General features: G+C 49.8%; 30 protein-coding genes and 1 pseudogene. 11 read left to right on the top strand and 20 right to left on the bottom strand.

Annotated features, from left to right (window positions below; all coding sequences use genetic code 11):
• Positions 1–24 precede the first annotated feature (24 nt).
• The 15 genes and pseudogenes from rplL to fkpA form a co-directional block, all read right to left on the bottom strand.
• Positions 25–390: a 50S ribosomal protein L7/L12 gene (rplL, locus tag JC793_RS01380; RefSeq protein ID WP_004242306.1), complete on the bottom strand. Its 366-nt coding sequence runs from the start codon at positions 388–390 to the stop codon at positions 25–27.
• Positions 391–456: 66 nt separating this feature from the next.
• A complete protein-coding gene (gene rplJ, locus JC793_RS01375) occupies positions 457–954 on the bottom strand; it encodes a 50S ribosomal protein L10 (protein WP_004242307.1) in 498 nt (165 codons plus the stop codon).
• A gap of 319 nt (positions 955–1273) precedes the next feature.
• Complete coding sequence (rplA, locus tag JC793_RS01370) at positions 1274–1975, bottom strand: 50S ribosomal protein L1 (RefSeq protein WP_046893914.1); 702 nt, start codon at positions 1973–1975, stop codon at positions 1274–1276.
• A gap of 3 nt (positions 1976–1978) precedes the next feature.
• Positions 1979–2407, bottom strand: a complete 429-nt coding sequence (rplK, locus tag JC793_RS01365) for a 50S ribosomal protein L11 (protein ID WP_004238484.1) — start codon at positions 2405–2407, stop codon at positions 1979–1981.
• Between the two features lie 148 nt (positions 2408–2555).
• Positions 2556–3101: a transcription termination/antitermination protein NusG gene (gene nusG, locus JC793_RS01360; RefSeq protein ID WP_004238483.1), complete on the bottom strand. Its 546-nt coding sequence runs from the start codon at positions 3099–3101 to the stop codon at positions 2556–2558.
• 10 nt (positions 3102–3111) lie between these two features.
• On the bottom strand, positions 3112–3489 hold the full coding sequence (gene secE, locus JC793_RS01355) for a preprotein translocase subunit SecE (protein ID WP_004238482.1): 378 nt from the start codon (positions 3487–3489) through the stop codon (positions 3112–3114).
• A gap of 274 nt (positions 3490–3763) precedes the next feature.
• On the bottom strand, positions 3764–4948 hold the full coding sequence (tuf, locus tag JC793_RS01350) for an elongation factor Tu (RefSeq protein WP_166706867.1): 1185 nt from the start codon (positions 4946–4948) through the stop codon (positions 3764–3766).
• A 77-nt stretch (positions 4949–5025) separates the two neighbouring features.
• A complete protein-coding gene (gene fusA, locus JC793_RS01345; protein WP_218427245.1) occupies positions 5026–7152 on the bottom strand; it encodes an elongation factor G in 2127 nt (708 codons plus the stop codon).
• A gap of 80 nt (positions 7153–7232) precedes the next feature.
• Positions 7233–7703: a 30S ribosomal protein S7 gene (gene rpsG, locus JC793_RS01340; protein WP_107680779.1), complete on the bottom strand. Its 471-nt coding sequence runs from the start codon at positions 7701–7703 to the stop codon at positions 7233–7235.
• Positions 7704–7799: 96 nt separating this feature from the next.
• Entirely contained in the window at positions 7800–8174 is a 375-nt protein-coding gene (gene rpsL, locus JC793_RS01335; protein WP_004236497.1) for a 30S ribosomal protein S12, read from the bottom strand.
• Between the two features lie 132 nt (positions 8175–8306).
• Positions 8307–8597: a sulfurtransferase complex subunit TusB gene (gene tusB, locus JC793_RS01330; RefSeq protein WP_025154801.1), complete on the bottom strand. Its 291-nt coding sequence runs from the start codon at positions 8595–8597 to the stop codon at positions 8307–8309.
• A 19-nt stretch (positions 8598–8616) separates the two neighbouring features.
• A complete protein-coding gene (gene tusC, locus JC793_RS01325) occupies positions 8617–8976 on the bottom strand; it encodes a sulfurtransferase complex subunit TusC (RefSeq protein ID WP_052927228.1) in 360 nt (119 codons plus the stop codon).
• A gap of 9 nt (positions 8977–8985) precedes the next feature.
• Positions 8986–9382 (bottom strand): annotated as a pseudogene (gene tusD, locus JC793_RS01320) (sulfurtransferase complex subunit TusD).
• 14 nt (positions 9383–9396) lie between these two features.
• The gene (locus JC793_RS01315; protein ID WP_046894370.1) at positions 9397–10098 is read right to left on the bottom strand and encodes a helix-turn-helix transcriptional regulator; all 702 of its coding nucleotides are present in this window, start codon (positions 10096–10098) and stop codon (positions 9397–9399) included.
• A gap of 337 nt (positions 10099–10435) precedes the next feature.
• Positions 10436–11194, bottom strand: a complete 759-nt coding sequence (fkpA, locus tag JC793_RS01310; RefSeq protein ID WP_218427243.1) for an FKBP-type peptidyl-prolyl cis-trans isomerase — start codon at positions 11192–11194, stop codon at positions 10436–10438.
• Positions 11195–11437: 243 nt separating this feature from the next.
• Between fkpA and JC793_RS01305 the strand changes: the two genes are divergently transcribed.
• Positions 11438–11656, top strand: coding sequence for a SlyX family protein (locus tag JC793_RS01305; RefSeq protein WP_046894372.1), 219 nt, complete (start codon positions 11438–11440; stop codon positions 11654–11656).
• Between the two features lie 78 nt (positions 11657–11734).
• Here the strand turns inward: JC793_RS01305 and slyD are convergent, their stop codons facing one another.
• The 4 genes from slyD to kefG all read right to left on the bottom strand — a co-directional run bounded on the left by slyD (position 11735) and on the right by kefG (position 15104).
• Positions 11735–12370, bottom strand: a complete 636-nt coding sequence (gene slyD, locus JC793_RS01300; protein WP_046894373.1) for a peptidylprolyl isomerase — start codon at positions 12368–12370, stop codon at positions 11735–11737.
• A 126-nt stretch (positions 12371–12496) separates the two neighbouring features.
• Positions 12497–12700, bottom strand: coding sequence for a YheV family putative zinc ribbon protein (locus JC793_RS01295; protein ID WP_046894374.1), 204 nt, complete (start codon positions 12698–12700; stop codon positions 12497–12499).
• Between the two features lie 3 nt (positions 12701–12703).
• Positions 12704–14551 (bottom strand): glutathione-regulated potassium-efflux system protein KefB, encoded by a 1848-nt coding sequence (gene kefB / locus JC793_RS01290; protein ID WP_166706864.1) that lies wholly within the window; start codon positions 14549–14551, stop codon positions 12704–12706.
• A complete protein-coding gene (gene kefG / locus JC793_RS01285) occupies positions 14538–15104 on the bottom strand; it encodes a glutathione-regulated potassium-efflux system ancillary protein KefG (protein WP_182105885.1) in 567 nt (188 codons plus the stop codon). Before kefG ends, kefB begins: the two co-directional genes overlap by 14 nt.
• A gap of 148 nt (positions 15105–15252) precedes the next feature.
• Here kefG and JC793_RS01280 point away from each other — a divergent pair, with 148 nt between their 5' ends.
• The 9 genes from JC793_RS01280 (at position 15253) to JC793_RS01240 (ending at position 24511) form a co-directional block, all read left to right on the top strand.
• The gene (locus JC793_RS01280) at positions 15253–17181 is read left to right on the top strand and encodes an ABC transporter ATP-binding protein (protein WP_218427241.1); all 1929 of its coding nucleotides are present in this window, start codon (positions 15253–15255) and stop codon (positions 17179–17181) included.
• Between the two features lie 872 nt (positions 17182–18053).
• A complete protein-coding gene (locus tag JC793_RS01275; protein ID WP_218426220.1) occupies positions 18054–18572 on the top strand; it encodes an Hcp family type VI secretion system effector in 519 nt (172 codons plus the stop codon).
• Positions 18573–18673: 101 nt separating this feature from the next.
• A complete protein-coding gene (locus tag JC793_RS01270; RefSeq protein ID WP_218427239.1) occupies positions 18674–20659 on the top strand; it encodes a type VI secretion system Vgr family protein in 1986 nt (661 codons plus the stop codon).
• Complete coding sequence (locus JC793_RS01265) at positions 20652–21587, top strand: DUF4123 domain-containing protein (protein ID WP_218427237.1); 936 nt, start codon at positions 20652–20654, stop codon at positions 21585–21587. The genes JC793_RS01270 and JC793_RS01265 overlap by 8 nt, the downstream gene beginning before the upstream one ends.
• Before the next feature lie 24 nt (positions 21588–21611).
• Entirely contained in the window at positions 21612–22091 is a 480-nt protein-coding gene (locus JC793_RS01260) for a hypothetical protein (RefSeq protein ID WP_218427235.1), read from the top strand.
• Positions 22092–22279: 188 nt separating this feature from the next.
• Positions 22280–22924 (top strand): hypothetical protein, encoded by a 645-nt coding sequence (locus tag JC793_RS01255; protein WP_218427234.1) that lies wholly within the window; start codon positions 22280–22282, stop codon positions 22922–22924.
• 431 nt (positions 22925–23355) lie between these two features.
• A complete protein-coding gene (locus tag JC793_RS01250; protein ID WP_218427232.1) occupies positions 23356–23847 on the top strand; it encodes a hypothetical protein in 492 nt (163 codons plus the stop codon).
• 70 nt (positions 23848–23917) lie between these two features.
• A complete protein-coding gene (locus tag JC793_RS01245) occupies positions 23918–24181 on the top strand; it encodes a hypothetical protein (protein WP_218427230.1) in 264 nt (87 codons plus the stop codon).
• A gap of 60 nt (positions 24182–24241) precedes the next feature.
• On the top strand, positions 24242–24511 hold the full coding sequence (locus JC793_RS01240) for a PAAR domain-containing protein (protein WP_218427228.1): 270 nt from the start codon (positions 24242–24244) through the stop codon (positions 24509–24511).
• Between the two features lie 290 nt (positions 24512–24801).
• Here JC793_RS01240 and JC793_RS01235 read toward each other — a convergent pair whose 3' ends face one another.
• On the bottom strand, positions 24802–25662 hold the full coding sequence (locus JC793_RS01235) for an SIS domain-containing protein (protein WP_218427227.1): 861 nt from the start codon (positions 25660–25662) through the stop codon (positions 24802–24804).
• Between the two features lie 265 nt (positions 25663–25927).
• Between JC793_RS01235 and murQ the strand changes: the two genes are divergently transcribed.
• Positions 25928–26839: an N-acetylmuramic acid 6-phosphate etherase gene (gene murQ / locus JC793_RS01230; RefSeq protein ID WP_112548546.1), complete on the top strand. Its 912-nt coding sequence runs from the start codon at positions 25928–25930 to the stop codon at positions 26837–26839.

Genomic DNA, 26839 nt, shown 5'->3' with positions numbered 1-26839 from the left:
CAGGCTGCTACTGCAAAAAGTGGCTTATTTAACTTCAACTTCTGCGCCAGCTTCTTCCAGAGATTTTTTCAGAGTTTCAGCTTCATCTTTGCTCACACCTTCTTTCAGTGCAGCAGGTGCGCTTTCAACTAAATCTTTAGCTTCTTTCAGGCCCAGACCAGTTGCGCCGCGAACAGCTTTGATTACTGCAACTTTGTTAGCGCCGGCAGCTTTCAGAATAACGTCGAACTCAGTTTTCTCTTCAGCAGCTTCAGCAGGACCCGCAGCAACTGCTACAGCAGCAGCAGCAGAAACGCCGAATTTTTCTTCCATCATGGTGATCAGTTCAACAACGTCCATTACAGACATTTCAGCAACTGCGTCCAGGATTTGTTCTTTAGTGATAGACATACGATATGTTCCTAAAATTCAGAATAAGTTTATACGTTAAAAAGCAACGAAGAAAAGAAAGGGCAATTAAGCTGCTTCTTTCTGATCGCGTAACGCTGCCAGAGTGCGAACCAGTTTGCCTGCAGAGGCTTCTTTCATGGTTGCCATCAGGCGCGCGATTGCTTCTTCGTAAGTCGGGAGTGTTGCTAAACGATCGATATCTTTCGCTGCAATTAACTCACCTTCAAAGGCTGCGGCTTTAATCTCGAATGCAGGGTTCGCTTTCGCGAATTCTTTGAACAGACGAGCAGCAGCGCCCGGATGTTCATGAGAAAATGCAATCAAGGTAGGACCGACGAATACGTCTTTCAGGCACTCAGAAGAGGTACCTTCAACAGCACGACGCAGCAGGGTGTTACGTACTACACGTACAGTAACGCCAGCTTCACGACATGCTTTACGCAGACCGGTCATTTTATCTACAGTTACACCACGGGAATCCGCGACAACTGCAGACAGCGCGCCTTTGGCAACTTCGCTGACTTCAGCAACAATCGCTTGTTTGTCTTGAAGATTTAATGCCATTAGCTTCTTGCTCCTGGTTTAGCCGGGTATACAACCCCGGAACTCACTTCACTCAGCACCGGAAGGTGGAGAGCGCTAAAACACGGTGAGCAGAATACTCGAATAAAATTCTTGTGGCTCTGTCACCGTCTACGCAGGAAAATTAAGTAATCACTTACACCTGCGGTCTTGGACGGGGCCCGGAAAAGGCCGGGCTCCAACCGAAATTCTGAGCTGTTCCTGATCCTGTGATAATTTCACAAATCAAATACAGCAAACATTGGGCGTCAGATTCTACAGAAACCTGACCCCAATGTAAAGTGCTTATTATCAGCAGATATTAAGCAGCAGCAGTCAGACCAGACTGGTCGATTGCAACACCCGCACCCATGGTGGTAGACAGGCTGATTTTCTTGATGTACACGCCTTTCGCTGAAGATGGTTTTGCTTTTTTCAGCGCAACCAGCAGAGCTTCCAGGTTTTCTTTCAGTTTATCAGTATCGAAATCTACTTTACCGATGGTAGTGTGGATGATCCCGTTTTTATCGTTACGGTAACGAACCTGACCCGCTTTAGCGTTGTTCACAGCTTCAGCAACGTTAGGAGTTACAGTACCTACTTTCGGGTTTGGCATCAGGCCGCGCGGCCCTAAGATCTGACCTAATTGGCCAACAACGCGCATTGCATCCGGAGATGCGATAACAACGTCGAAGTCCATTTCGCCGGCTTTGATTTTGTCAGCCAGGTCTTCCATACCAACCAGTTCTGCGCCTGCAGCTTTAGCAGCTTCAGCGTTAGCGCCCTGTGCGAACACAGCTACGCGGACAGAACGACCGGTACCGTTCGGCAGTACAGTTGCACCGCGGACGTTTTGGTCAGATTTACGTGCATCGATACCCAGGTTGACAGCAACGTCAACGCTTTCAACGAATTTAGCAGTTGCTAATTCTTTCAGCAGGGCTACGGCTTCATTGATGTCGTACTGTTTGGTAGCATCAACTTTTTCACGGATATTGCGCATGCGCTTGGTCAGTTTAGCCATCGATTAACCCTCCACTACCAGGCCCATGGAACGAGCAGTACCTTCGATAGAACGCATCATAGCTTCTACATCGGCACCAGTCATATCCGCTGCTTTAGTCTCAGCAATCTCACGAACCTGAGCAGAAGTAATTTTACCTACTTTCTCTTTGTTCGGTTTGCCGGAACCAGATTTCAGACCTGCAGCTTTCTTCAGTAAAACTGCCGCTGGCGGAGTTTTAGTGATGAAAGTGAAAGAACGGTCAGCGTAAACGGTAATAACAACCGGGATTGGTAAACCTTTTTCCATGCTGTCTGTTTTGGCGTTAAACGCTTTACAGAATTCCATGATGTTCACACCCTGCTGACCCAGTGCCGGACCAACCGGTGGACTAGGGTTTGCCATACCAGCTGCAACCTGCAGTTTGATATAGGCTTGTACTTTCTTAGCCATTTAAAAAATCCTCAATGTGGGTAATAGCGCCGGTTATCCCGGCTCCCCTATGAATACAGGCCCGCGTGAAAACGCGAACCCCTGAAAAACAAAAGGCGCGAAATTGTAGATAAATTTCCCGCCCTTTGCAAGTCCGGAAAAGAAACCGTTACGGTTTTTCGACCTGACTGAAATCCAGTTCGACCGGTGTTGCACGACCAAAAATAGAGACTGATACCTTCAGGCGGCTCTTTTCGTAATCGACTTCTTCAACCACACCGTTAAAGTCTGCAAACGGACCATCGGAAACGCGGACCATTTCGCCCGGTTCGAACAGCGTTTTCGGACGCGGCTTATCACCCACCTGCTGCAGGCGGTTCATAATCGCATCAACTTCTTTATCGCTGATCGGTGCGGGACGATCGGATGTACCGCCGATGAACCCCATTACACGCGGCACATTACGTACCAGATGCCAGGATGCATCGTTCATCGCCATCTGAACCAGGACATAGCCCGGGAAGAATTTGCGCTCACTTTTGCGGCGCTGACCGCTGCGGATCTCGACGACTTCTTCCGTTGGCACCATGACTTCGCCAAATGAATCTTCCATCCCGTTGATTTTGATATGTTCACGCAGAGACTGCGCAACCCGGCTCTCAAATCCGGAGAAAGCCTGGATGACATACCAACGTTTTTTAGGAGAATCCGACATCTTTAGAACCTCAGAAGGATGTTATATAGGAAACAAGACGGACAAGGATACCATCAAGGCCCCATAACACTAACGACATAACTGCTGTGACAGCCGCAACGATAAGTGTTGTATGCAGTGTTTCCTGACGTGTAGGCCAGATCACTTTACGCATTTCAACCCGTGCTTCGCGGGCAAAAGTCAGTGTCGCTTTGCCTTTCGTTGTCCACAGTGCAATACCACCGGCTAATGCGATGACGACAACGACTGCCAGCGCACGCAGCGCAAGATTAAATTCGCGGAAGTAGTAGTTCCCGCCGATGGCAGCGATCAGCAGAACTGCGACCACTAACCATTTGGCAATGTCAGCACCACGGCCGTTTTGTTGAGCTTCGCTATTCGCACTCATAAACCAACCTGTAACCATGAAATAAAAAAGTCAGCCGGACTGCCTCGCAGTTGCAAAACAAATCAGACCAAAATTAAGGACAGATGCAATTGTATCTGACTTGGCGTCATAATCCAGCATGAGTTTCGTATTCTTCGAGATACTCACCATTCGTTGCGTGAGAGCCTATCTCACCAGTAGTTGATGATCAACTAGTGATGAGATAGGTTCTTCATAAGACAACGCAGAAAAAGGGCATCATTTGATGCCCTTTTTAGGATTATTACATCCGTAATTAACCCAGAACTTTCGCTACAACACCCGCGCCAACGGTACGGCCGCCTTCACGGATTGCGAAACGCAGACCTTCGTCCATTGCGATTGGGTGGATCAGGGTTACGTGCATCTGGATGTTATCACCAGGCATAACCATTTCCACGCCTTCCGGCAGTTCAATTGCACCGGTTACGTCAGTTGTACGGAAGTAGAACTGAGGACGGTAGCCTTTGAAGAACGGAGTATGACGACCACCTTCATCTTTGCTCAGAATATAAACTTCTGATTCAAATTTGGTGTGTGGTTTGATTGAACCTGGTTTAGCCAGTACCTGACCACGTTCGATTTCTTCACGCTTAGTACCACGCAGCAGAACACCGACGTTCTCACCCGCACGGCCTTCGTCCAGCAGTTTGCGGAACATTTCAACACCGGTACAGGTAGTTTTGATCGTGTCTTTGATACCCACGATTTCAACTTCTTCGCCCACTTTAACGATACCGCGCTCAACACGACCGGTAACAACTGTACCACGGCCGGAGATTGAGAATACGTCTTCGATTGGCAGCAGGAACGGCTTGTCAATTGCACGCTCTGGCTCAGGGATGTAAGAATCCAGGAAACCAGCCAGTTCAACGATTTTCGCTTCCCACTCTGCTTCGCCTTCCAGTGCTTTCAGCGCTGAACCGCGAACGATTGGGGTATCGTCGCCAGGGAAATCGTACTGAGACAGAAGTTCACGAACTTCCATTTCAACCAGTTCCAGCAGCTCTTCATCATCAACCATGTCACATTTGTTCAGGAATACGATGATGTAAGGAACGCCAACCTGACGACCTAACAGGATGTGCTCACGGGTCTGTGGCATAGGGCCATCAGTTGCAGCAACAACCAGGATTGCGCCGTCCATCTGAGCAGCACCGGTGATCATGTTTTTAACGTAGTCGGCGTGCCCCGGGCAGTCAACGTGCGCATAGTGGCGGCTTGGGGTATCGTATTCTACGTGAGAAGTAGAGATGGTGATACCACGCGCTTTTTCTTCTGGTGCGTTATCGATTTGATCGAATGCACGAGCGCTACCACCGTAGGTTTTTGCCAGAACGGTAGTGATTGCAGCAGTCAGGGTAGTTTTACCGTGGTCAACGTGGCCGATAGTACCAACGTTAACGTGCGGTTTCGTACGTTCAAATTTTTCTTTAGACACGACTCTATTCCTTATGGAGTCCCTTCTTCATTCTGAGAAGGGACTGAAATTAACGAGTTAAACCGGTAAATTACCGATTATTTTGCATTACGAGCTTCAATAACAGCCTGAGCTACGTTGTTTGGTGCTTCATTATACTTCAGGAATTCCATGGAGTAAGAAGCACGGCCCTGGGTCTGTGAACGCAGGTCAGTTGCATAACCAAACATTTCAGACAGTGGCACTTGCGCACGGACGATTTTACCGGTAGGCATGTCATCCATACCTTCAATCATACCGCGACGACGGTTCAGGTCACCAATGACGTCACCCATGTAGTCTTCCGGTGTTTCCACCTCAACTTTCATGATTGGTTCCAGCAGAACTGGTTTCGCTTTTTTGAAGCCGTCTTTAAACGCCAGAGATGCCGCCAGTTTAAACGCCAGTTCAGAGGAGTCAACATCATGGTATGAACCGTAATGCAGACGAACACCCATGTTCACAACAGGGTAGCCTGCTAACGGACCAGATTTCAGCTGCTCCTGAATACCTTTATCAACCGCAGGGATGTATTCACCAGGAATCACACCACCTTTGATTTCGTTGACAAATTCGTATTCCATGTTGATGCCGTCAGCATCTTTCTTGTTCAGCGGGTACATGTCGATAACAACATGACCATACTGACCACGACCACCAGACTGTTTAGCGTGTTTACCTTCGATATCAGTCACTTTCATAGTGATTGCTTCGCGGTAAGCTACCTGTGGTTTACCCACGTTCGCTTCAACTTTGAACTCACGACGCATACGGTCGACCAGAACGTCCAGGTGTAATTCACCCATACCGGCGATGATAGTCTGATTAGTCTCTTCATCACTTGATACGCGGAATGACGGGTCTTCCTGTGCCAGACGGCCCAGTGCGATACCCATTTTTTCCTGGTCAACTTTGGTTTTCGGTTCAATTGCAACAGAGATTACCGGCTCAGGGAATTCCATACGCTCCAGGATAATTGGTGCATCAATCGCACACAGAGTATCACCAGTAGTGACGTCTTTCAGACCGATAGCAGCCGCGATGTCACCAGCGCGAACTTCTTTAATCTCTTCACGTTTGTTAGCGTGCATCTGAACGATACGACCGAAACGCTCTTTCTTGGATTTAACCGGGTTCAGTACGGTATCACCGGAGTTAACAACACCAGAGTATACGCGGAAGAACGTCAGGTTACCCACAAACGGGTCGGTTGCAATTTTAAATGCCAGCGCAGCAAACGGATCTTCGTCAGAAGAGTGACGTTCAGCAGGAGTATCTTTACCGTCGTCCAGAATACCTTTAATAGCAGGAACTTCTGTCGGAGATGGCAGGTACTCAACAACCGCATCCAGCATCGCCTGAACACCTTTGTTCTTAAATGCAGAACCACAGGTTACCAGGATAATTTCGTTAGCCAGTACGCGCTGACGTAATGCTGTTTTGATTTCAGCTTCAGTCAGTTCTTCACCGCCGAGATATTTTTCCATCAGCTCTTCAGAAGCTTCAGCTGCGGCTTCAACCAGATTCTGGTGCCATTCAGCAGCTAATTCCTGCATGTTTGCCGGGATATCTTCGTAAGTGAAAGTAACGCCCTGGTCTTCTTCACTCCACTGAATCGCTTTCATTTTAACCAGGTCAACAACACCGGTGAATGACTCTTCAGCGCCGATAGCTAACTGAAGTGGTACCGGGTTGGCCGCTAAGCGGGTTTTGATCTGATCAACAACTTTCAGGAAGTTTGCACCCATACGGTCCATTTTGTTAACGAACGCGATACGAGGTACATGATATTTGTTTGCCTGGCGCCATACGGTTTCAGACTGTGGCTGAACACCACCAACGGCACAGTAAACCATTACAGCACCATCAAGAACACGCATAGAACGTTCTACTTCGATTGTGAAGTCAACGTGCCCCGGGGTGTCGATGATGTTGATGCGGTGTGGTTCAAATTGTTTACCCATACCAGACCAGAACGCAGTGGTTGCTGCGGAGGTGATAGTAATACCACGCTCTTGTTCCTGCTCCATCCAGTCCATCGTTGCTGAACCTTCGTGGGTCTCACCAATTTTATGGTTCACACCTGTATAAAACAGAATACGTTCTGTTGTGGTGGTTTTACCGGCGTCGATATGTGCACTGATACCGATATTACGGTAACGTGAAATGGGTGTTTGACGAGCCATTTTTTCCTCTCTCTTGGACGTTCGTTTAATTTGGTCGGGCAGCCTTACGGCTACCCTATACACAATTCACTACGGTTTGATTACCAACGGTAGTGTGCGAACGCCTTGTTAGCTTCTGCCATACGGTGAACGTCTTCACGTTTCTTAACGGCAGTGCCTTTGTTTTCAGCTGCATCGGATAATTCATTTGCCAGGCGCAGAGCCATGGACTTATCACCGCGTTTACGGGCAGCTTCAACGATCCAGCGCATTGCTAATGCATTACGACGGACCGGACGAACTTCAACCGGTACCTGGTAAGTAGAACCACCAACACGGCGGGACTTAACTTCGACAGTCGGACGCACGTTATCCAGTGCGGTTTCGAATGCTTCCAGGTGATCTTTACCTGAACGCTGAGCCAGGGTCTCAAGCGCGGTATATACGATTGATTCTGCGGTAGATTTTTTACCGTCTACCATCAGGATATTTACAAATTTGGCCAGCAGCTCTGATCCGAACTTAGGATCTGGCAGAATTTTACGTTGACCAATTACACGACGACGTGGCATGGAAATACTCCGTTGTTAATTCAGGGTTGTCCAAAACTCAATGAGTTTATTTGACATTAATGCGATAAATGTTTGGCCTTACTTAACGGAGAACCATTAAGCTTTTGGCTTCTTCACACCGTACTTAGAACGAGCTTGTTTACGGTCTTTAACACCGGAACAGTCCAGTGCGCCGCGAACAGTGTGGTAGCGAACACCCGGTAAGTCTTTAACACGACCACCGCGGATCAGGATCACGCTGTGTTCCTGCAGGTTATGACCTTCACCACCGATGTATGAAGAAACTTCAAAACCGTTGGTTAAACGTACACGGCATACTTTACGCAGTGCTGAGTTAGGTTTTTTAGGTGTGGTGGTATATACACGGGTACATACGCCACGTTTTTGCGGGCAGGCTTCCAGTGCAGGAACGTTGCTTTTCACAACTTTCGAGCTACGGGATTTGCGAACCAGCTGATTAATCGTTGCCATTATAAAAAAAGCTCCTGGTTTTTTGCTTCGTAAACACGGATTTGTGCCTCGTATCTGTCAAAGACAAAACACGAGGACGCGAAATTTTATTGCTGACGCAACAGGGTGTCAAGAAATATACAATGATATTTGCTATTCCCACGCAAAATGTTGCGTGTGTGTGACGGTGAGTGCCACAAAACCAGTATAGTCTGTGATTCTCACTTTGCCCGAAAGGAACGGTAATAAACCGCGTGCTTCGGCATCCTCCCGCAGCACACAGGGAATATGACCCGACTGAATAAGCGCCTGCAACAACGGGTTACCTTCCGTTGCTGCGATTACGCCATCTTCGGTAAAAAGGATGTCATCCTCAGGGGATAACAGATTCAGTAATGATTGGATATCAGTACGAAATGGCGATTGGCTGACAGTATATAGCATCTTGCTCACCGTATGTAGATCAAAATGACACCACAGCGTCAAATGCCGCCAGTTTCCGCGCCAGTTCCGCCGCACTCAGACAGGTCACCGGCAGAATATACGGTGTCTCCGGGGACAATCCCCGTGCGGCCATATCTTCTGTGCAGCAGTAGCACTCTTCAATATCGTAAAGCGGCAGGACTTTGAAGGTGGAAATATAATCACGGGCGAGAATATTTGCCGGTGTTTGTTCCGGTAATAACTGTAACACCCCGTCCGACACAAAAAAGGCCGCGACCCCTTCCGTATAATTACTGGTTGCCAGCAGCGCATCCAGCCCTTCCCGGCCACCGCTGCTGCCGTGAGGCGCACTTCTGAAAACAAAGGCAATACGTTTCACCGGATCTCCCTAAAACTGGATAACACGGTCACAGGTCACCATGGCTTCCGCCAGCGTGCCCAGACCGCTGAGGGCGAACCCGTCCGCCAGATTAGCCGCAGCCAGTTGCAGCGATGCCGCCTGAGCAGCATCAGTGACACCACGGCGCAGTGCCGCCGCCACACAAACCGCAAGCTGAATATCGTTGTCACGGGCAAGCTGCTGCCACTGACGCACCATATCGGTTTCGTCCCCGGCCGGTGATGTCAGCACATTAGCGTTGCTGACCCCTTCACGGTAAAAAAAACACACACTGAATCCGGTGTCCGGCCGCAATCACATGCCGGGCAAACAACAACGCGCTGCCGGCACGCTGTGTGCCGTAGGCAGGGCCGGTAACCAGCAGGCAGTAAGATAACGGTGTCATTGCTCCGTGCTGCCTTACTCGCCGTTTTTAAACTGGCGGATGTAGAGATAAACCGTGTGTTTGGAGATATTCAGACGCACAGCAACAAGGTTGATGGCATCTTTGATATCAAATATCCCTTTCTCGTACAGGTTCAGCACCACTTGTTTGTTCTTCGCGTTGTTTGCCACATTGCGGTCGGCATTCACTTCTTCGATTGTCTGTTCCAGCGTCTGTGCCACCAGGTCTTCAACGGAAGAGGCGAAGTTTACATTGGACGTTTCTTCTGCCAGTTCTTTCGGGATGAAGGTCTGAACGACCTGAGAAAAAGGCACATCCAAGTTCATGTTGATACACAATAACCCGATGATACGGCGTGACTTATTGCGGATAGCAATAGTCAGCGATTTCATCAGTGCCCCGGTTTTCGCCCGGGTAAAATAGGCTTTCGACGTGCTGCAGTCTTCATCAGTAATGTCGTGCAGCATACGCAGCGCCAGGTCTGTGATCGGGGAACCGACTTTACGGCCGGTATGGTGACCGTTTGCGATCTTCACCGCTGAGCGCTTCAGGTCTTCCAGTGAGTGGAGAACGATTTCACAGTGCTCACCGATGAGCAGCGCCAGACCATCAACGGCCGCCTCATAGGATTTCAGAATTTCATAATCCGTTTCAGTAAACGGATGATTTACGATGTAATCTGAATCATTGTCATTAAATAATACTGGGTTAGACATTTAATACACCACTCTTTGTAACGTGTGAACGTCGTTGGTTTTACTCATCTGTAATCTTTCACTGCAGGAGGATTACCCTGTCATCATGTATCAATTATATACCCGTATTTACCGGGTGCAGGAAAGCTGCAAATGACGGGCTTCCGGTTCTGTGCAGATACCCGCAGGTTAAGTTATAGCGAAAAACAGGCCGTTTTGCGCCTGAGGTGATCAAATTCTGGTAAAAAATACAAAAAAACACGGATGTTTTGCAAATTTTTCATAATCCTGATCGCCGCGGAAACAAAAACCCGCACAGAAAAGTGCGGGTTTTGTCAGTTTCCGGTATCAGCAGGGCTTATTTGGCTGCTGGTTTGATATCCAGTAACTCAACGTCAAAGACCAGGGTTGAGTTTGCAGGGATACCCGGAACACCATCGGTGCCGTAAGCGGCTTCCGGCGGGATAACCAGTTTGGCTTTACCGCCTTTTTTCATCTGCTTCAGACCTTCGGCCCAGCCTTTAATCACGCTGTCCAGACGGATAGTCAGCGGCTCGTTACGATCGTAAGAGCTGTCAAACTGAGTGCCGTCGATTAATGCGCCTTTATAGTGAACGACAACGCTGTCAGTTTCTTTCGGAGATGCACCGTTACCGTTTTTCTCAGATTTGTAAAGCACACCGCTTTTGGTTTTTTCCACGCCTTTTTCTTTGGCGAATGTCGCACGGTATTTATCACCGGCTGCTTTGTTCTCAGTGGCCTCACGTGCCATTTTTTCCTGGGCGGCACCTTTCACCTGCTCTTCAAAACCGCGCAGAGTCTGGTTGATCTCTTCATCACTCAGCTTACTTTTGTTGCTGAATGCATCCTGAACACCCGCCATCATCTGGTCACGATCCAGATCCAGACCAATGGATTTCTGCTCATTCAGGGCATTTTCCATATAACGACCCAGTGACGCCCCCAGCGCATAAGCATTCTGCTGACTTGCGGTTTTAAATGCGCTGTTCAGTTTTACTTCTTCTTTTTTCGGCGCGGTATCCGCATAAGCCTGTGACATACCTAATGTCATTGCCAGCGAGGTTGCGACAACAGTCGCTTTAAACAGTGATTTCATCCTTTTCTCCATAAGTTTTGCAACAGTTACAGGACATACCGCACAGCAGATCACGCCAGAGAGTCCTTGCAGCCGTCACCGGGCGACATCATAATGTCACGGTTTTGTGATGCTGAGACAACCTTAGCAAAAAGAGGTTTCATAGTAACCCCCCAATAAAATATATCCTCTCACACTAAGTGTATTTCACAGGAATATTACATACTTTTACACAGTAATCCCCGTCTCAGACAGGAGAAAACGATGGACCTTTTTGAACTGGAACAACGCCTCGAACAACTGGAGAGCAAAACTGCCTTTCAGGATATGACTATTGAGGAACTCAATCAGGTGGTCACACAGCAGCAGATGGATATCACCCGGCTGAATGAAAGGCTCCGCCTGCTGACCGAACGCCTGAAAGCCACCCCGGGCTCAAATGTGGCACCGCTGTCAGAAGAAGTGCCGCCGCCGCACTACTGATAAACTGATAAACAGCGGATATAAAAAAAGCGCATTCCTGACGGATGCGCTTTTTTTGTCCGGTTCAGACGCGGATTATCAGTGACAACCGCAGCCGCCGTTACCGTGGCCGTGACCTTTACCGTGACCACCGCCGCCACAGCAGCCGCCTTCACCGTGTTCGTGACCATGGTCGTGATCGTGACCATGACCGCCGCCGCAGCAACCGCCCTCTTCGCCGTGGTCGTGACCACCGCAGCAGCCGCCTTCTTCACCGTGAACGTGACCATGCTCCAGCTCTTCTGCTGTTGCTTCACGCACACCGATAACTTCGACGTGGAATTTCAGGTTCTGACCGGCCAGCATATGGTTACCGTCAACAATCACTTCGTCACCTTCGATACCGGTGATTTCAACCGGTACAGGACCCATATCGGTGTCTGCCAGGAAACGCATGCCGACTTCCAGCTCGTCAACACCGACGAAAACGTCTTTCGGTACGCGCTGAACCAGGTTTTCGTCATACTGACCGTATGCATCATTTGCGCCGACATCAACGTCGAACACATCACCGGCAACGCGGCCGTCCAGTGCACTTTCCAGCCCGCTGATCAGCGCACCGCGACCGTGCAGATAGTCTAACGGAGCACTTGCCGGAGACTCATCAACTAATACACCGTCTTCTGTTCTTACCTGATAAGCCAGGCTCACTACCAGGTCTTTTGCTACTTTCATTGGTATCTCCTACACATCCGCGGGGGATAAGATTTTAATTAACGCGCCGATTGTAACGGAATTTACAGCCACTGTATCTGTTTTGGGACAAATTCCCCCAAATTCTCTGTGAAAAACCGTTGCCTGTTATTCCCCCGGTGTAAAGATACCAATTACCTGTTCATCTTTACGTATATGCTGCTCCGCGGGTGCATCCGCCCGGCGCTCAAGATGGCCGCACTGCACGCACTGAACCACATCCACATTATCTTCACGCCACATTGCGAGTGTGTCCTGCGTCTGACACTCAGGGCATACCGCACCCGCAATAAACCGTTTCCGGTTACTCATTTTTCAGCTCCTGTCATCCGTCCGTCCGCTGCCCGGAGAGTCTTCCGTCAGGTTCCAGCTGTCCGGCAGATGTTTTTCCCGTTTCATTTCATTATCAAACAGATTTTCCAGCTCACGCCGCGCTTCTTTGACGCGGGAGATATGCGAGATTTCCTCTTCCGCCTGCGGAATCAGCTCACGCAGCAGCTGCATATCCAGCCTGCGGAATAACTGTTGTGCCCGGTGAGCCTCTGCCGGGTGTGTTCCCAGCCCGATCAGGGTTTTTCGTGCCAGTTCCAGTGCCGACGAGAACGTTTCACGGCTGAACTGCGTCACGCCGTGCGTGAGCAGCTCATGCGCTTCCACCCTGCCCCGTGCGCGGGCAATGATTTGCAGGTGCGGAAAGTGCTCCTGACACAACTGCACAATCGTCATGGTATCTTCCGGCTTATCACAGGTAATGACAATCACCTTTGCTGTCTCTGCCCCGGCAGAACGCAACAATGCGAGTCCGGTCGCATCCCCGTAATACACTTTATAACCGTAACGCCGCATGGCGCTGACCGCACTGACATCTTTTTCCAGCACCGTCGGATGGATTTTGTTGGCCATCAGAAGGCGGCCGATGACCTGTCCCATCCGTCCGAAACCGACCAGAATCACATGCGGGTGATTATCTTCCACAAACGGCGTTTCACCCGTTCCCGGTTCAGCATTATTGTAACGGCGCGCCAGAATCATATCGATACCCTGCATCAGCAGCGGCGTGGTCATCATGGAAAGAGTAACCACCACCAGCAGCAGTGCCATCTGGTGATCCGTGATAACACGGCTGGCCAGCGCCGCCGAGAACAGGACGAAAGCAAATTCACCGCCCTGACTGAGCACTCCGGCAAACTGTAAGCGCCCGCTGCGACGGCAGGTAAGATGTGCCAGCAGATACAGCACCATCATTTTGACACTCACCAGCACAATCACACCCAGCAGGATTTGCGGCAGATACTGCCACAGCACGCCGATATTCAGCGACATACCGACAGAAATGAAGAACATCCCCAGCAGCAGCCCTTTGAACGGCTCGATGGTGATCTCCAGCTCATGGCGGTATTCCGTATCCGCCAGCATGACACCCGCAATAAACGTCCCGAGCGCCATGGAGAACCCGAGCTGCTCCATAAACACCGCGGAGCCGATCACCACCAGCAGCGAGGCAGCGGTAAAGACTTCACTGACCCCGGATTTCACCACCAGCCGGAACAGCGGCCGCAGCAGGTAGCGCCCGCCAATCAGCAGTCCGGCGAAAGCCAGAATTTTGATACCGATACGATACCAGTCGCTGCCCGCAGTTTCCCCGCCCAGCAGCGGGATCACCGCGAGAATCGGGATCACCGCCATATCCTGGAACAGCAGCACAGAAAATCCCATCTGGCCGCTGTCGTTGTTGGTCATGCCCTTTTCATCCATCAGCTGTAATGCCATCGCGGTGGAGGACATCGCCAGTCCCAGCCCGCCGACAACGGCCGCCTGCCAGGAAAAATCAGTCAGCCAGAGCAGTATCCCGAGGATCAGTGCGGAAAACACCACCTGGGCGGTTCCGGTACCGAAAATAGATCGCCGCAGTTTCCATAACTCACGCGGATTCAGTTCCAGCCCGATCAGAAACATCAGGAACACCACCCCCAGTTCGGAGAAGTGCAGCAATTCATTGACGTTTTTGATAAATCCCAGCCCCCACGGGCCGATAGCAATCCCCGCCAGCAGATACCCCAGTACCGCACCGATGCGCAACCGCTGCGCCACCGGCACCATCACCACGGCCGCCGCAAGAAAAACAATACCTGCATGCAGCAGGTTGCCGTCAGCTGGCTCCATAATTACGTCCTCCGGTCAGTTGTGGTTCCCGCAGCCAGTCACAATAAGCCTGCGCCTGTTCATGCAGCATCGCTTTCCCCTGACGGCGCGCGGCATACAGGATCACCGGCGCCAGCCAGTGCATTTCACACAGTGCCGCGGTCAGTTCAAAGGGACGCAGTAATTCACTGAGCGGAAAGCGATTATAACCGCCGTGACGGTACGCTTCGGCAGGTTCTCCGGTGGTGATCACCTGCCGCCAGTATTTGCCCGACAGCTGTCTGCCGCCCTGCTCACCGGAGAAATCACGGGTCAGCACGCGGTCAAACCACTCTTTCAGCAGTGCAGGACAGCTGTAGGTATACAGCGGGTGCTGAAACACAATGATGTCATGCTGCCGCAGCAGTTCCTGCTCATGCCGGATATCGATAAAAAAGTCCGGATAAGTGCCGTACAGGTCGTGCACCGTGACATGCCCGAGTTCCGACGCCGCAGAGATAAGCGCCTTGTTGGCGATGGAGTGATGCGGTTCCGGATGCGCGTAAATCAGTAATATGGTCGGATTATTTATCATCACTTCCTCTTAAAAACGTGAGAATCTTTGTGATTTTCGCTACTATGCCCGCTGCAACGATACTCCTCGCCTGCTGACGGGTGATTTGCTGCTGACAACGCACGAATTACATTAATTTTACTCTCAATTACTTACCCTATCGATATTTATGATTGTTTTCTCTTCACTTCAGGTCCGCCGCGGCGTCCGTGTTCTGCTCGACAACGCAACGGCCACCATCAATCCGGGCCAGAAAGTCGGCCTGGTGGGAAAAAACGGCTGTGGTAAATCCACTCTGCTGGCACTGCTCAAAGGCGAATTACAGGCCGAAGCAGGCAGTGTGACGTTTCCGGGAAACTGGTCCATGGCCTGGGTCAACCAGGAAACACCGGCACTGGATGAACCGGCGATTGAGTATGTCATTGACGGTGACCGTGAATTCCGTGAGCTTGAGGCAAAATTACAGCAGGCGAATGAACAGAATGACGGCCATGCGATTGCCGTGATCCACGGCCAGCTCGATACCCTCGATGCCTGGACCATCCGTTCCCGTGCCGCCACACTGCTGCACGGGCTGGGATTCTCGCAGGAACAGCTGGAAACTCCGGTGCGGGCTTTCTCCGGGGGCTGGCGGATGCGTCTGAACCTGGCACAGGCACTGATTTGCCGCTCAGATCTGCTGCTGCTCGATGAACCGACCAACCACCTGGATCTCGATGCCGTGATCTGGCTGGAAAAATGGCTGAAAAGCTATCCCGGCACCCTGATCCTGATCTCCCATGACCGCGATTTCCTCGATCCGATCATCGATAAAGTGCTGCATATTGAACAGAACGGCCTGTTTGAATACACCGGCAACTATTCCTCCTTTGAAGTGCAGCGCGCCGAAAAAATGGCACAGCAGCAGGCTCAGTATGAAAGCCAGCAGTTACGCCGCGCACATCTGCAAAAATATGTGGATCGCTTCCGCGCCCAGGCCACCAAAGCCAAACAGGCACAGAGCCGCCTGAAAATGCTGGAACGCATGGAACTGATCGCCCCGGCCCTGGCGGATAACCCGTTCCGTTTCAGCTTCCGCCCGCCTGAAGTGCTGCCGAACCCGCTGCTGAAAATGGAAAAAGTCAGCGCCGGATACGGAGAGAAAGTGGTGCTGGACAATATCAAACTGAACCTGGTGCCCGGTTCACGTATCGGCCTGCTGGGACGTAACGGTGCGGGTAAATCCACCCTGATAAAAATGCTTGCCGGTGAACTGGAGCCGTTGCAGGGTAAAATTGGTCTCGCCAAAGGCATTAAACTGGGTTATTTCGCCCAGCATCAGCTGGAATTTTTGCGGGCGGATGAATCCCCGTTACAGCATATGGTGCGTCTGGCGCCGGATCAGACAGAACAGCAGCTGCGCGATTATCTCGGCGGTTATGGTTTTAAAGGCGATCAGGTGACCGATAACACCGGCCGTTTCTCCGGCGGAGAAAAAGCACGTCTGGTGCTGGCAATGATTATCTGGCAGCGTCCGAATCTTCTGCTGCTCGATGAACCGACCAACCACCTGGATCTCGATATGCGTCAGGCACTGACTGAAGCACTGATCGAATTTGAGGGCGCGATCGTCGTGGTTTCCCACGATCGTCACCTGCTGCGATCCACCACTGATGATCTGTATCTGGTACACGATGGTCAGGTAGAACCGTTTGACGGTGATCTGGACGACTATCAGCGCTGGCTGGCGGACAGCCAGAAACAGATGCGCCAGAGTGCGGAACCGGCAGCGGAAAACGGTGAAGAAAAAAATACTGTCACCGCACAGGATCGCAAAGAGCAGAAACGCCGTGAAGCGGAATTCCGCCAGCAGACTCAGCCGCTGCGCAAAGAATCGGAAAAACTGGAAAAAACCATGAGCCGGTTATCAGATGCCATTGCCGCAGTTGAGGAAAAACTCGGTGACAGCGGCCTGTATGATCAGTCCCGCAAAGCCGAGCTGAACACCTGCCTTCAGGAACAGGCGCAGTTCAAAGCTGAACTGGAAGAGGCGGAAATGGCCTGGATGGATATTCAGGAAAACCTCGAAGCCATGACACAGGCGTTTGAAAATCAGTAAGTGATGAAGAGCGGCAGATGCCGCTCTCAGATCGTTAACTAACCCCGCTTTTCTGCGCGGGGTTTTCTTTTATGTGCGACTGAAGGTCACGATCGCGATATTTTTCAGTAACTTGTCATTTTCACCCGACGATGATTTCAGGTACATCCCAGCCTGCTATGACCCCGTATATCACCATAAAAAAATGATAAAGAAGTGCTGGCAGCGTCATCTTCTTAATGTTCTGCGCGGTGGCTGCCGGCAGGCACTGCATTAGCACTTTCATCAGACCACGGAACCCCGCAATAACTCAGCACACCTTCACCCCGGTGCACAGATATCAACTGAAGCAGATATTGCTGACGTTTTAATATATTAAAATAAAATAGTTATCTTTATATTTATAAAAACTGCAAATAAATCAGCATAATATTTCACTTTAACGCCTATGCTTTATTTTTCAGAACAAAAATACAACGGACTTTTCTTTTTTGTCAGTACTGTGATTTTTATTATTTCTGTTCAATGAGTTGCAGTGAATTTGTATTTTGTTACATATTTATTTTTGTGATCACAAGGTAAATTCCAATTTTCTTTTTTATTTTCATTGTGTTGAGTTTATATGTTAAAAAACATGAGTATTTGTGTTTTTTGTGATCTGATATATTTCACTGCATCAACCGACCATTCGTGCCCCTGCGGGTCAGATATCCTGTTTTTGCAACGATTTTAACTTAAGTGACTGATCCTGTGAGATACAGCTCCTCCTGCGGCCTTTACAGACCGGTAAGTGAAACTTATGATTTAAGCATTATCACCATGCGCACTGGCTGATGACGAAGTCACTCGTCCGGTAACGACTTGTTACCTGTTAATAAATAAGGAATTTTATCATGCCAACCCCATGCTATATCTCTATCGAAGGCAAAACCCAGGGCAATATCACTGCCGGTGCGTTTACCGCTGAATCCGTCGGCAATATCTACGTACAGGGTCATGAAGATGAGATGCTGGTACAGCAGTTTGACCATGTCGTTACCGTTCCGACCGACCCGCAGTCCGGTCAGCCATCCGGCCAGCGTGCGCACCGTCCGTTTAAATTCACCGTCGCGCTGAACAAGGCCGTTCCGCTGCTGTACAACGCCCTGGCCGCGGGTGAAATGCTGCCGAAAGTGCAGCTGAAATGGTACCGCACCTCGGTTGAAGGCAAGCAGGAGCATTTCTTCACCACCTCACTGGAAGATGCGACCATCGTCAACATCGACTGCAAAATGCCGCACTGCCAGGATCCGCAAAAAACGGATTACACCCAACTGATCGAAGTGTCACTCTCTTACCGCAAAATCGACTGGGAACACACCGTCGCAGGCACCTCCGGTGCTGACGACTGGCGTGCGCCAATCGAAGCGTAATGAATACAGCCCGGCAGGTATCAGATCGACCGGGCTGGTTTTCTTTTCTCTGCGGACACAAAAGCCATCGCTGTCCGTGACAGTTACTGTACGGAGGCGTTGTGATACCTTCCATTTCTGATCTGCTGCCGGGGCGTTCCGGACTGGTCTTTACCTGCAAAATCGGGCGATTGCCGGAAAACACCTTTCAGGTCACTGAATTTACACTTAATGAGGAAATATCCTCGTTATTTACTTTGTCGGTTTCCGTCGTCAGCCTGCTGCCGTCAGTCCGTTTTAAAGAATGTCTCGGTATGGCGGCCTCACTGACAGTGACCCGTAACGGCACCCGCATCCGTACTGTGCAGGGATTGCTGGCCTCCGCTGAACAGGGTAATACTGACGGCAACAAAACCTGGTATCACTTTCTGATCCGCCCTGAAATGTGGATTATGACGCTGAATCAGGACAGCCGTATCTTCCGGCAACAATCAGTTCCGGAGATTCTGGCCATTCTGCTGAAAGAAGCGCATGTCAAAAACGACCTGAAATTCTATCAGGACGAGTTACACCAAAAGCGGGAATACATTACTCAGAAGCGGGAATCTGCATATGAATTCTGGTGCCGTCTGGCCTTCGAGGAAGGAATTAATTTCTGGTTTGAGGACGGCCCGAAACTGTTTTACAGCGATAACCATCTCGGCATGACCGCCGGTATTCATCTGACCTACAACCCGCAGGCCGATACGGATATTACGGACAGTACCGCGTTCTCCTGGCGTTATGCTGAACAGTTGTGCGGTGACATTCAGATCCACAAAGATTACAACCCGCAGAGCCCGTCCTACCCGCTGCAACATCAGGTGACCGGCGAAGTGCATCAGCAGCACAGCACCTTTGAAAGTTACGGGCGTTTTCAGCAGGATGCGCCGGGCAAACCGTTCACGCAACTGCGCTATGAACAGTCACAGAATCACCGTCAGACCGGGACGGCTGGCACCAACTGTTTTGCCCTGAGACCCGGCAAGGTTTTCTCCCTGAAAAATCACCCCTCCGCCGACATGAATGCGGCCTGGCAGGTGATCAGCGTCAGTCATCACGGTGTACAGCCGCTGGCAGATAACAGCGGCGGTGAAGGAACCACATTCAGCAACACCGTGCAGTTTATCCCCGGCACACAGGAATGGCGCCCGCCGTTCCGCTATAAACCCACAGCAGACGGCGACGAGCTGGCAACAGTGGTCGGCCCGCCCGGCGAAGAAATTTACACCAATGAACAAGGCGCGGTGAAAGTCTATTTTCACTGGGATCGCCGGGGAAATCCGGATCATAGTGCCTCCTGCTGGCTGCGGGTAGCACACGGCTGGAATGGTGATGGTTACGGTTTTATGTCGATCCCGCGTATCGGTCAGGAAGTGATTGTTTCCTATCTGAACGGTGACATTGACCGGCCGGTTATTACCGGTTGTATGTATAACGGGCGAAACCGTCCCCCGCTGAATCTTCCGAAAGATAAAACCCGCACCATTTTCCGCAGTAAAACGCATAAAGGCGATGGGTTTAATGAATTACGGTTTGAAGATTTAGCCGGTCAGGAAGAGATATATGTTCACGCTCAAAAAAATCTGGCGATAAATGTACTGAATTCCCGGGGAGAGCGGATCAACTACGACAGAACAACCAGTATCGGGCATAACGATGAACTGGTCGTCGCCGGTAACCGTACGGTGACTGTTGAGGGAAGCCGGGCTCATAAAACAACAGGCAACTATCAGGAACAGGTTGATGGTGATAGCCACCGGATTCTGGCCGGAGATTGCGTGGAGCGTATACAGGGTGCTGTCAGTACCGATGCGAATGGTGACATCACGCTGCAAAGTAAAGGAAAAATAACGCTGAAGGTCGGCGGCAGTTTTGTGGTTATCCACAGTGGCGGTGTTGATATCAAAGGGCCGGTTATTAATCTGAACTCAGGCGGAAGCCCCGGTGATGTGTTACAGGCAACCAATCCTGCGGTGCTGAAAGCAGCTGCAGCCAGTGGTGCAGCCTTTGTGGCGCATTGTCCGCTGAATGAGGAGAAAACACCGGAGGAGACGGATAATGACTGACCCGGAAATCTGTTATGCGGTTATCGATGCGGCATCAGAGCCGGACGTATTTTCACTGCTGGATGAATACAATCCGCCGGCGTGCTGCCTGTACAGTGAGCCGCTGCAGCCGGAAATGGCGGATTTAGCCCCTTATCTGGTTGAGGTGTCGGATGATGTCCGGAAATGGCTGGATACCCGGCAGACGCCGTGGGGGATTTATCTTTATTCCGCGGTGGCGATGCGTGAGTTACGCCACCACCTGCGGAAATTCACCATGGTAATCATCCCGGGTCAGGAAAAACCAGTCTTCTGGCGTTTTTACGACCCGCGGAATATCCGGGAAATCTTAGCCACATTTGATGACTGGCGTTTACATACTTTTCTGGGGCCGGTGACCAAACTGGAAACCAGTTTGTGGGGGCATAAAAAATCTGACCGGTTTGAAAAACAGAGAAAACGTTATCCTGAACAGGCAGCCATGCGCGGCATGTTTATGAAATTTTCCGCTGCTGATTATGCAAAAATCAATACGGTATTTGAACAGAGGCTGGCAAAAAAAATGGCGGTTTATTTTTTAATGTATGAGGCAAACAGTGACAATAGCGGTGTTACGTTATCTGTCACTGAAATAATGAGCCGCACATTGACGAATGATCGTTTCGATTATGAACCGTTACCAGCGGGACTGTCACCGTCCGGCCTTGGGAGATACCTGGCCCTGTCTCAGGATATCATTGCTTTTTTTAACGGATTATCGGTTTCAGAGGAAGAGTCTTATCTGTATTTCTGCTATGCCCTGGCCTTTTTCAGGATAAAACGGTTCAGTGATATTCCGCCGGAGTGGCTGTCTTTTTTATCGGGATCAGAGGGTGACGGTAATTACAGAATCTGTAAGTTACTGATATCGTTATTCGATGCACTTCCTGATATCTATCATTCATCATGATGTGCTGACTTAACAGGGAATACCATGTCAAACACAAAAGAAAACAGAACGGCCAATATCTCAGGGGCGTGCCAGACGTGCAAAATTCCGCCGGCCTGCACACTGGAGGCAAAACTAAAGTTTAAGGACGAGGAAAAAATATACCGGCAGGATAAAAATTTTAATGTCCGTTTTTTCCATCTGATTGATTTATCAAGCGGTGTACAGTCTTCTGATGATAAACACCGCGAGGAAATGAGTGTTCCCGTTGAACTGACTGCTACTGCTAAAAAATGCATTTCCGGAAACCACAATTGCCCGATCGGCAAGGTTTATGCTGAACGTTTTTCCGGTCCGGTCATCAGTTTTGATAATGCCGCGCCTTATAAAGGAAGGCTGGCCTACCTGAAAAGATATAAAGGCCTTGAAAACGAAATATCCCCGCTGACTGACCTATTTGATTTGCTGGACATAAAAGCATTTTCAGACAGCGGCCGTTACCGGAGGAATACCGGCTGGTATTAACGGAGTGTAACGGGCGACCATTTCATACCATCGCACCGTATGATTTTGAGCAGTATAAGATATGGTATGAATTAAACAAAAAAGAACTGGCAAAGTCTCCGGAAAAAATCCTTTACCCGGTATTATCGTATGCCGGTAAACTGATAAACCCGGTCGGTACCTTTAAGGATATCTTATTTAAACAGGGAGTGAGACAACTTTGCAGAGCAAAGTTTATCATTGCGATTAACCGCTCCGTTGAAGCCAATATAACGCTGAAGTTCAGTAACAAACAGGAAGCCGGTGATGTCTCAACCGGCCAGTATATACAAAAAACGGGCGTCAGCATAACAGGTGAGTTGATATCCAAAGCCGGTGCCAGTGAAGTCTCACTGAAAACAGAATATGAATTAACACAATCGTATCAGAAGAATGCCGGTGATTTTAATTTACTGAAAAAAACTAATGATTTAATTAATCTTTTTGTGGAATCAGTATCAAAAGGCGATAAGGATAAAGATGCGTTTCCGATTCTGGGTTTTGAGCTTACTAAGCCGGTAATGAGCATAAAAGGGAAAAATGAACTGGTTCTGAGTAAAGAAAAGGAATTAATTTCCAGACTGTCGTGCGATGTCGGGCTAGACCCGCTGATTGGTCTCAAAATAAAACTGGATTTACTACAAAGTTTTATTTCTTTATTTCCGGCCCGGTATGGCGTTACAAAAGCCAGGGAAGTCCTGGCTGCCGATGAAAAAAAAAGTAAAAAAAGGGGAGGACGGCGCATTTTTATTAGCAAAAATCGATATTGTTTTAGAATTGGCTTCGAAGTTTACCTTTTCTTTCAAAACGGATGATACCGGAGACTGGGGATATATCAGTCCGATTCTCGGGTTTAATGTGAAAGTCAGCGGTACAGCCAGTCTTGAGGGCGGCGCCCGCTGGAACGGTCTCAGTGGTTTTTTCAATGCCGACGCGGCGATGTCCGCAAAATTTTACTTTGAACTGGACAAGGAAAATAACGGTAAGAAAGGCCTGAGAGCAATTTATTACCATGACGGATTATCCGCAGAGGTCACGACGGGGTATTCGGGCGGGTTTGCAGAAAGTGACGGCAATGAATCAGGAGCAAGAAGTGACAATACAACAATTACACCAAAATCAAAACCGGAAAAATGGGTTATTATTCCCAAACTTAAAAGAACAGAGTCGGAACATTTTATTAATTTTGGCGGTTAACCTTTTTTCAGTTTTTATCATATCCGGCCATGCCCGGGCAGGTGACATCATGAAAACAAACTACGCGGTATCATTCAACTCCGAAGCCGCTTTCTGTTGGATAAAAGTAAACGAAATATTGATCATGGATAGTCGGAAATCCTCAACAGGTACAATGTTTGCCGGGCAGACCATCAGCGGGCTACTGGAAAACGGGGAAAATACGATTACGGTTGCAATGTTGGATGAGCCGTTCAATCAGGATGGTTCCGGATTAACCCCCGATATGGCCTGTAAAGTCACGGTAGATAAATTATATCCCGGCAATAAGTCAGAACCAGTAATAACGACGGTATTACTGGTCAATAATGATAAACAAATTGTGCCTGATAACCCGGATGATAAATCAATTGTGAATTTCGGCGTGTCGAATCGTCATTTTGAGGATGGTGCAATAGAGGTGACAAAAAAAATTCCGCGCCGATGGCCTGCCGGACTGGCGCTGGACTACAGCCACACCGGTTACGGAACAGGATATCCCCAAAATCAAAGCGTTTTATGAAGAGCTTCACCGTGCGTTCAGACGACAGGACTTAGCAAAAATACGAAAAATGACCGGCGGAGCATGGGAGATGTTAGCAACCACGCAGGGCGGCACGCCGGACAGGATGTGGGATTCCATGGATTTTCAGCACTATTTTGATAATGGCTATAGAGCGGTTCCGGTTAACTGGGATAAATACGAATTACATACGTATAAAAATGATCAGCTCTTCCGGTATGAAGTCGGTTATTCCAGATTATCACCTATCAAGCTTGAAAATAAAGAAGGCCGCCGTTTTAACTACAATCCATACCTTTCTATCATTGATGGTAAGGTAACTGTTGTTCATTAACATAAAAGAGAGCCATTATTTTACATAATATAATGGCTCTTTTACTGAATAAGGAACTGTATGCCTTCTGTCATTCTTATCGGAGATACCGGTACCGGCCATGATAGCTATAAACCGACGAAAGTGATATCCGGCTCCCATACCGTCAGCGCGGATAGCAAAGGCATTGCCCGGCTGGGTGATTCTCTGGAATCTCACGGCAATCACAGCCGGACTATTGTCAGCAGTTCCGGGAGTGTTTTTGTTGACGGAAAACCCGCCGCGAGGAATGGTGATAAAATTAATTGCGGAGGTGTATTGGTGGGAGATTCAACAGTTAAGGTTGGATAGTAAAAACGACGATATGAGGCACACCAAACCGGAAAAATAAATGGATACGGAGTAGCGGAAATAGTCAGGTAAATTCAAAATCAATGACAGCATCTACTTCGCGGACGAGGTGATCTTCAGAAACCAATTCGTCAGGAGTCACTATTTCAGACTGATATTGCTGCGGGGCGGGTTCTTTAAGCATGGTGGTCAGCCCGTTTTTGCACTGACCTTATCAGATCAAAGTCCCGGCATCTCTGCCAGAGACGGTGTCAGCAATCTGAGAATAGCATTTCCGCTCTCTTTTCTTATCAGCCGTCCAGGCTGTTAATCATGGTGCGGGCATTAATCACCAGTTGCCGGGCCTGTTCTTCCCGCCGCTGTAACAGCGCCATAAACAGCAGATCCGTCACCGTATTCTGTGCTGTCCGTGAGGAAATGGACGAACTGCGCCACTCATTTTCCTCCGCGACCGTTTCCAGCACATAATCCGCCATTTTCGCCAGCGGTGACTGACGGTTGCCGGTAATCGCAATCAGCGTGGCATCCTGTTTTTTCGCCGTGGCTGCGGTGACCAGCATATCCTTGCGCTTGCCGCTGAATGACAACACCACCAGCACATCCTTTTCGGTCAGCGTCTGGGAAAAGGCGATCTGGATATGGTGATCCGCTTCCGCCAGTGTCATCAGCCCGATTTTCTGGAGCTTATAGGCCAGGTCTTTCGCCGTCAGCCCGGAGCCGCCGATACCGGCAACCTGAATGCAGCGGGCATGATCCAGACACGCGACAATCTCTGCCATCTGTTCAAGATCGATCCGTCGTGTGGTTTCCGTAATGGAATGCTGTTTTTCCTGCGCCAGTTTCTGGGCAATCACCAGCAGCGGGTCATGTGCCTCTATCCGGTTATGCAGCGCCTGCTGCTGATTAGCCGCCAGTACCCGGTTACGGCCAATCTCTTCACTGATAGCCACCTTCAGTGCCGGAAAACCCTTAAATCCCATTTTCTGACTAAACTTCACAATAGCAGACTGACTCACCCCCACCCGCTCAGCCAGTACCTGAGAGGAGAGTGTTACCGTCTCTTCCGGCTGTGCCAGGATAAAATCAGCAATATGCTGCTGATTCGCCGCCAGCTCTGCTTTTGCCCAGCTGATTTTTGTCAGGATCGCCATGCGTGTCTGTTTTCCTTATCCGGATAATAAAAAAGGAATAAATTATTTCAAAAATTAATGCCGAATTATTCCTGATAAACAACGGCTCTGAATAATAAAAAATACATTTATATTCAATGCAATACTTAAAAATAAAAGATGGCGGGATACAGAAATATTCCTGCTATACCATCATAGTTGAATAGATCGCTCTGTGATAACTCTCACATAAAAAGAATAATTAATTCTCTAGCATGCCGATTATATCTTATACAAAGGATCACGCATGAAGATTGACTTAACCTCTATGATTACCGAGAGCCGCAACCCGGCCAGCGCGGATATCGACAGTCTGCCGACACTGGATATGCTGCGGGTGATTAACCGCGAAGACCAGACCGTCGCGCTTGCCGTGGAAAAAACCCTGCCGCAGGTGGCACAGGTCGTGGATGCCGTCGCGCAGGCATTCCGTCTGGGCGGACGGCTGATTTATATGGGCGCGGGCACCTCCGGCCGCCTCGGGATACTGGATGCCAGCGAATGCCCGCCGACCTTCGGCACCCCGGCTGAGCAGGTGGTCGGTCTGATTGCCGGCGGTCATAAAGCCATTCTGAAAGCCGTTGAAAATGCAGAGGATAACCGCGAACTGGCCGTGAGTGATCTGAAAGCGCTGAATTTCAGTGAGAAAGATGTACTGGTCGGGATCGCCGCCAGCGGCCGCACCCCTTATGTACTGGGAGGCATGGAATACGCGCTGTCCCTCGGCGCAACAGTTGCCGCCGTCAGCTGCAACCCGGACAGTGAAATGAGCCGCCTGGCCGGTATCGCCATCACACCGGTGGTCGGTCCGGAAGTGATCACCGGTTCCTCCCGCATGAAAGCCGGGACCGCCCAGAAACTGATACTCAATATGATCACCACCGGAGCGATGATCCGCTCGGGGAAAGTGTACGGCAACCTGATGGCGGACGTGGAAGCGACCAACGCCAAACTGGTTGAGCGGCAAAAACGTATTGTGATGGCCGCAACGGAATGTGACAGAGCGACCGCAGAACAGGCACTTACCGCCTGTGACGGACACTGCAAAACCGCCATCGTGATGATCCTGGCACAGCTGAGTGCCGGTGACGCCAAAGCCCTGCTGGCACAGCATCAGGGGTTTATCCGTGACGCGCTGACCGGTGCGGCACACTCTTAA

The sequence above is a fragment of the Morganella morganii genome (assembly GCF_019242955.1).
Lineage (GTDB): Bacteria > Pseudomonadota > Gammaproteobacteria > Enterobacterales > Enterobacteriaceae > Morganella > Morganella sibonii.
The sequence above is the reverse complement of the archived record's forward strand: the minus strand, read 5'-3'. Positions and strand labels throughout refer to the sequence as shown.

Bases quoted from the DNA above. Each gene is read 5' to 3' on its own strand.
- rplL (WP_004242306.1), bottom strand. From the start codon at position 390: ATGTCTATCACTAAAGAACAAATCCTGGACGCAGTTGCTGAAATGTCT.
- rplJ (WP_004242307.1), bottom strand. From the start codon at position 954: ATGGCATTAAATCTTCAAGACAAACAAGCGATTGTTGCTGAAGTCAGC.
- rplA (WP_046893914.1), bottom strand. From the start codon at position 1,975: ATGGCTAAACTGACCAAGCGCATGCGCAATATCCGTGAAAAAGTTGAT.
- rplK (WP_004238484.1), bottom strand. From the start codon at position 2,407: ATGGCTAAGAAAGTACAAGCCTATATCAAACTGCAGGTTGCAGCTGGT.
- nusG (WP_004238483.1), bottom strand. From the start codon at position 3,101: ATGTCGGATTCTCCTAAAAAACGTTGGTATGTCATCCAGGCTTTCTCC.
- secE (WP_004238482.1), bottom strand. From the start codon at position 3,489: ATGAGTGCGAATAGCGAAGCTCAACAAAACGGCCGTGGTGCTGACATT.
- fusA (WP_218427245.1), bottom strand. From the start codon at position 7,152: ATGGCTCGTCAAACACCCATTTCACGTTACCGTAATATCGGTATCAGT.
- rpsG (WP_107680779.1), bottom strand. From the start codon at position 7,703: ATGCCACGTCGTCGTGTAATTGGTCAACGTAAAATTCTGCCAGATCCT.
- rpsL (WP_004236497.1), bottom strand. From the start codon at position 8,174: ATGGCAACGATTAATCAGCTGGTTCGCAAATCCCGTAGCTCGAAAGTT.
- tusB (WP_025154801.1), bottom strand. From the start codon at position 8,597: ATGCTATATACTGTCAGCCAATCGCCATTTCGTACTGATATCCAATCA.
- JC793_RS01315 (WP_046894370.1), bottom strand. From the start codon at position 10,098: ATGTCTAACCCAGTATTATTTAATGACAATGATTCAGATTACATCGTA.
- fkpA (WP_218427243.1), bottom strand. From the start codon at position 11,194: ATGAAATCACTGTTTAAAGCGACTGTTGTCGCAACCTCGCTGGCAATG.
- JC793_RS01305 (WP_046894372.1), top strand. From the start codon at position 11,438: ATGGACCTTTTTGAACTGGAACAACGCCTCGAACAACTGGAGAGCAAA.
- slyD (WP_046894373.1), bottom strand. From the start codon at position 12,370: ATGAAAGTAGCAAAAGACCTGGTAGTGAGCCTGGCTTATCAGGTAAGA.
- JC793_RS01295 (WP_046894374.1), bottom strand. From the start codon at position 12,700: ATGAGTAACCGGAAACGGTTTATTGCGGGTGCGGTATGCCCTGAGTGT.
- kefB (WP_166706864.1), bottom strand. From the start codon at position 14,551: ATGGAGCCAGCTGACGGCAACCTGCTGCATGCAGGTATTGTTTTTCTT.
- kefG (WP_182105885.1), bottom strand. From the start codon at position 15,104: ATGATAAATAATCCGACCATATTACTGATTTACGCGCATCCGGAACCG.
- JC793_RS01280 (WP_218427241.1), top strand. From the start codon at position 15,253: ATGATTGTTTTCTCTTCACTTCAGGTCCGCCGCGGCGTCCGTGTTCTG.
- JC793_RS01275 (WP_218426220.1), top strand. From the start codon at position 18,054: ATGCCAACCCCATGCTATATCTCTATCGAAGGCAAAACCCAGGGCAAT.
- JC793_RS01265 (WP_218427237.1), top strand. From the start codon at position 20,652: ATGACTGACCCGGAAATCTGTTATGCGGTTATCGATGCGGCATCAGAG.
- JC793_RS01260 (WP_218427235.1), top strand. From the start codon at position 21,612: ATGTCAAACACAAAAGAAAACAGAACGGCCAATATCTCAGGGGCGTGC.
- JC793_RS01250 (WP_218427232.1), top strand. From the start codon at position 23,356: ATGAAAACAAACTACGCGGTATCATTCAACTCCGAAGCCGCTTTCTGT.
- JC793_RS01245 (WP_218427230.1), top strand. From the start codon at position 23,918: ATGTTAGCAACCACGCAGGGCGGCACGCCGGACAGGATGTGGGATTCC.
- JC793_RS01240 (WP_218427228.1), top strand. From the start codon at position 24,242: ATGCCTTCTGTCATTCTTATCGGAGATACCGGTACCGGCCATGATAGC.
- JC793_RS01235 (WP_218427227.1), bottom strand. From the start codon at position 25,662: ATGGCGATCCTGACAAAAATCAGCTGGGCAAAAGCAGAGCTGGCGGCG.
- murQ (WP_112548546.1), top strand. From the start codon at position 25,928: ATGAAGATTGACTTAACCTCTATGATTACCGAGAGCCGCAACCCGGCC.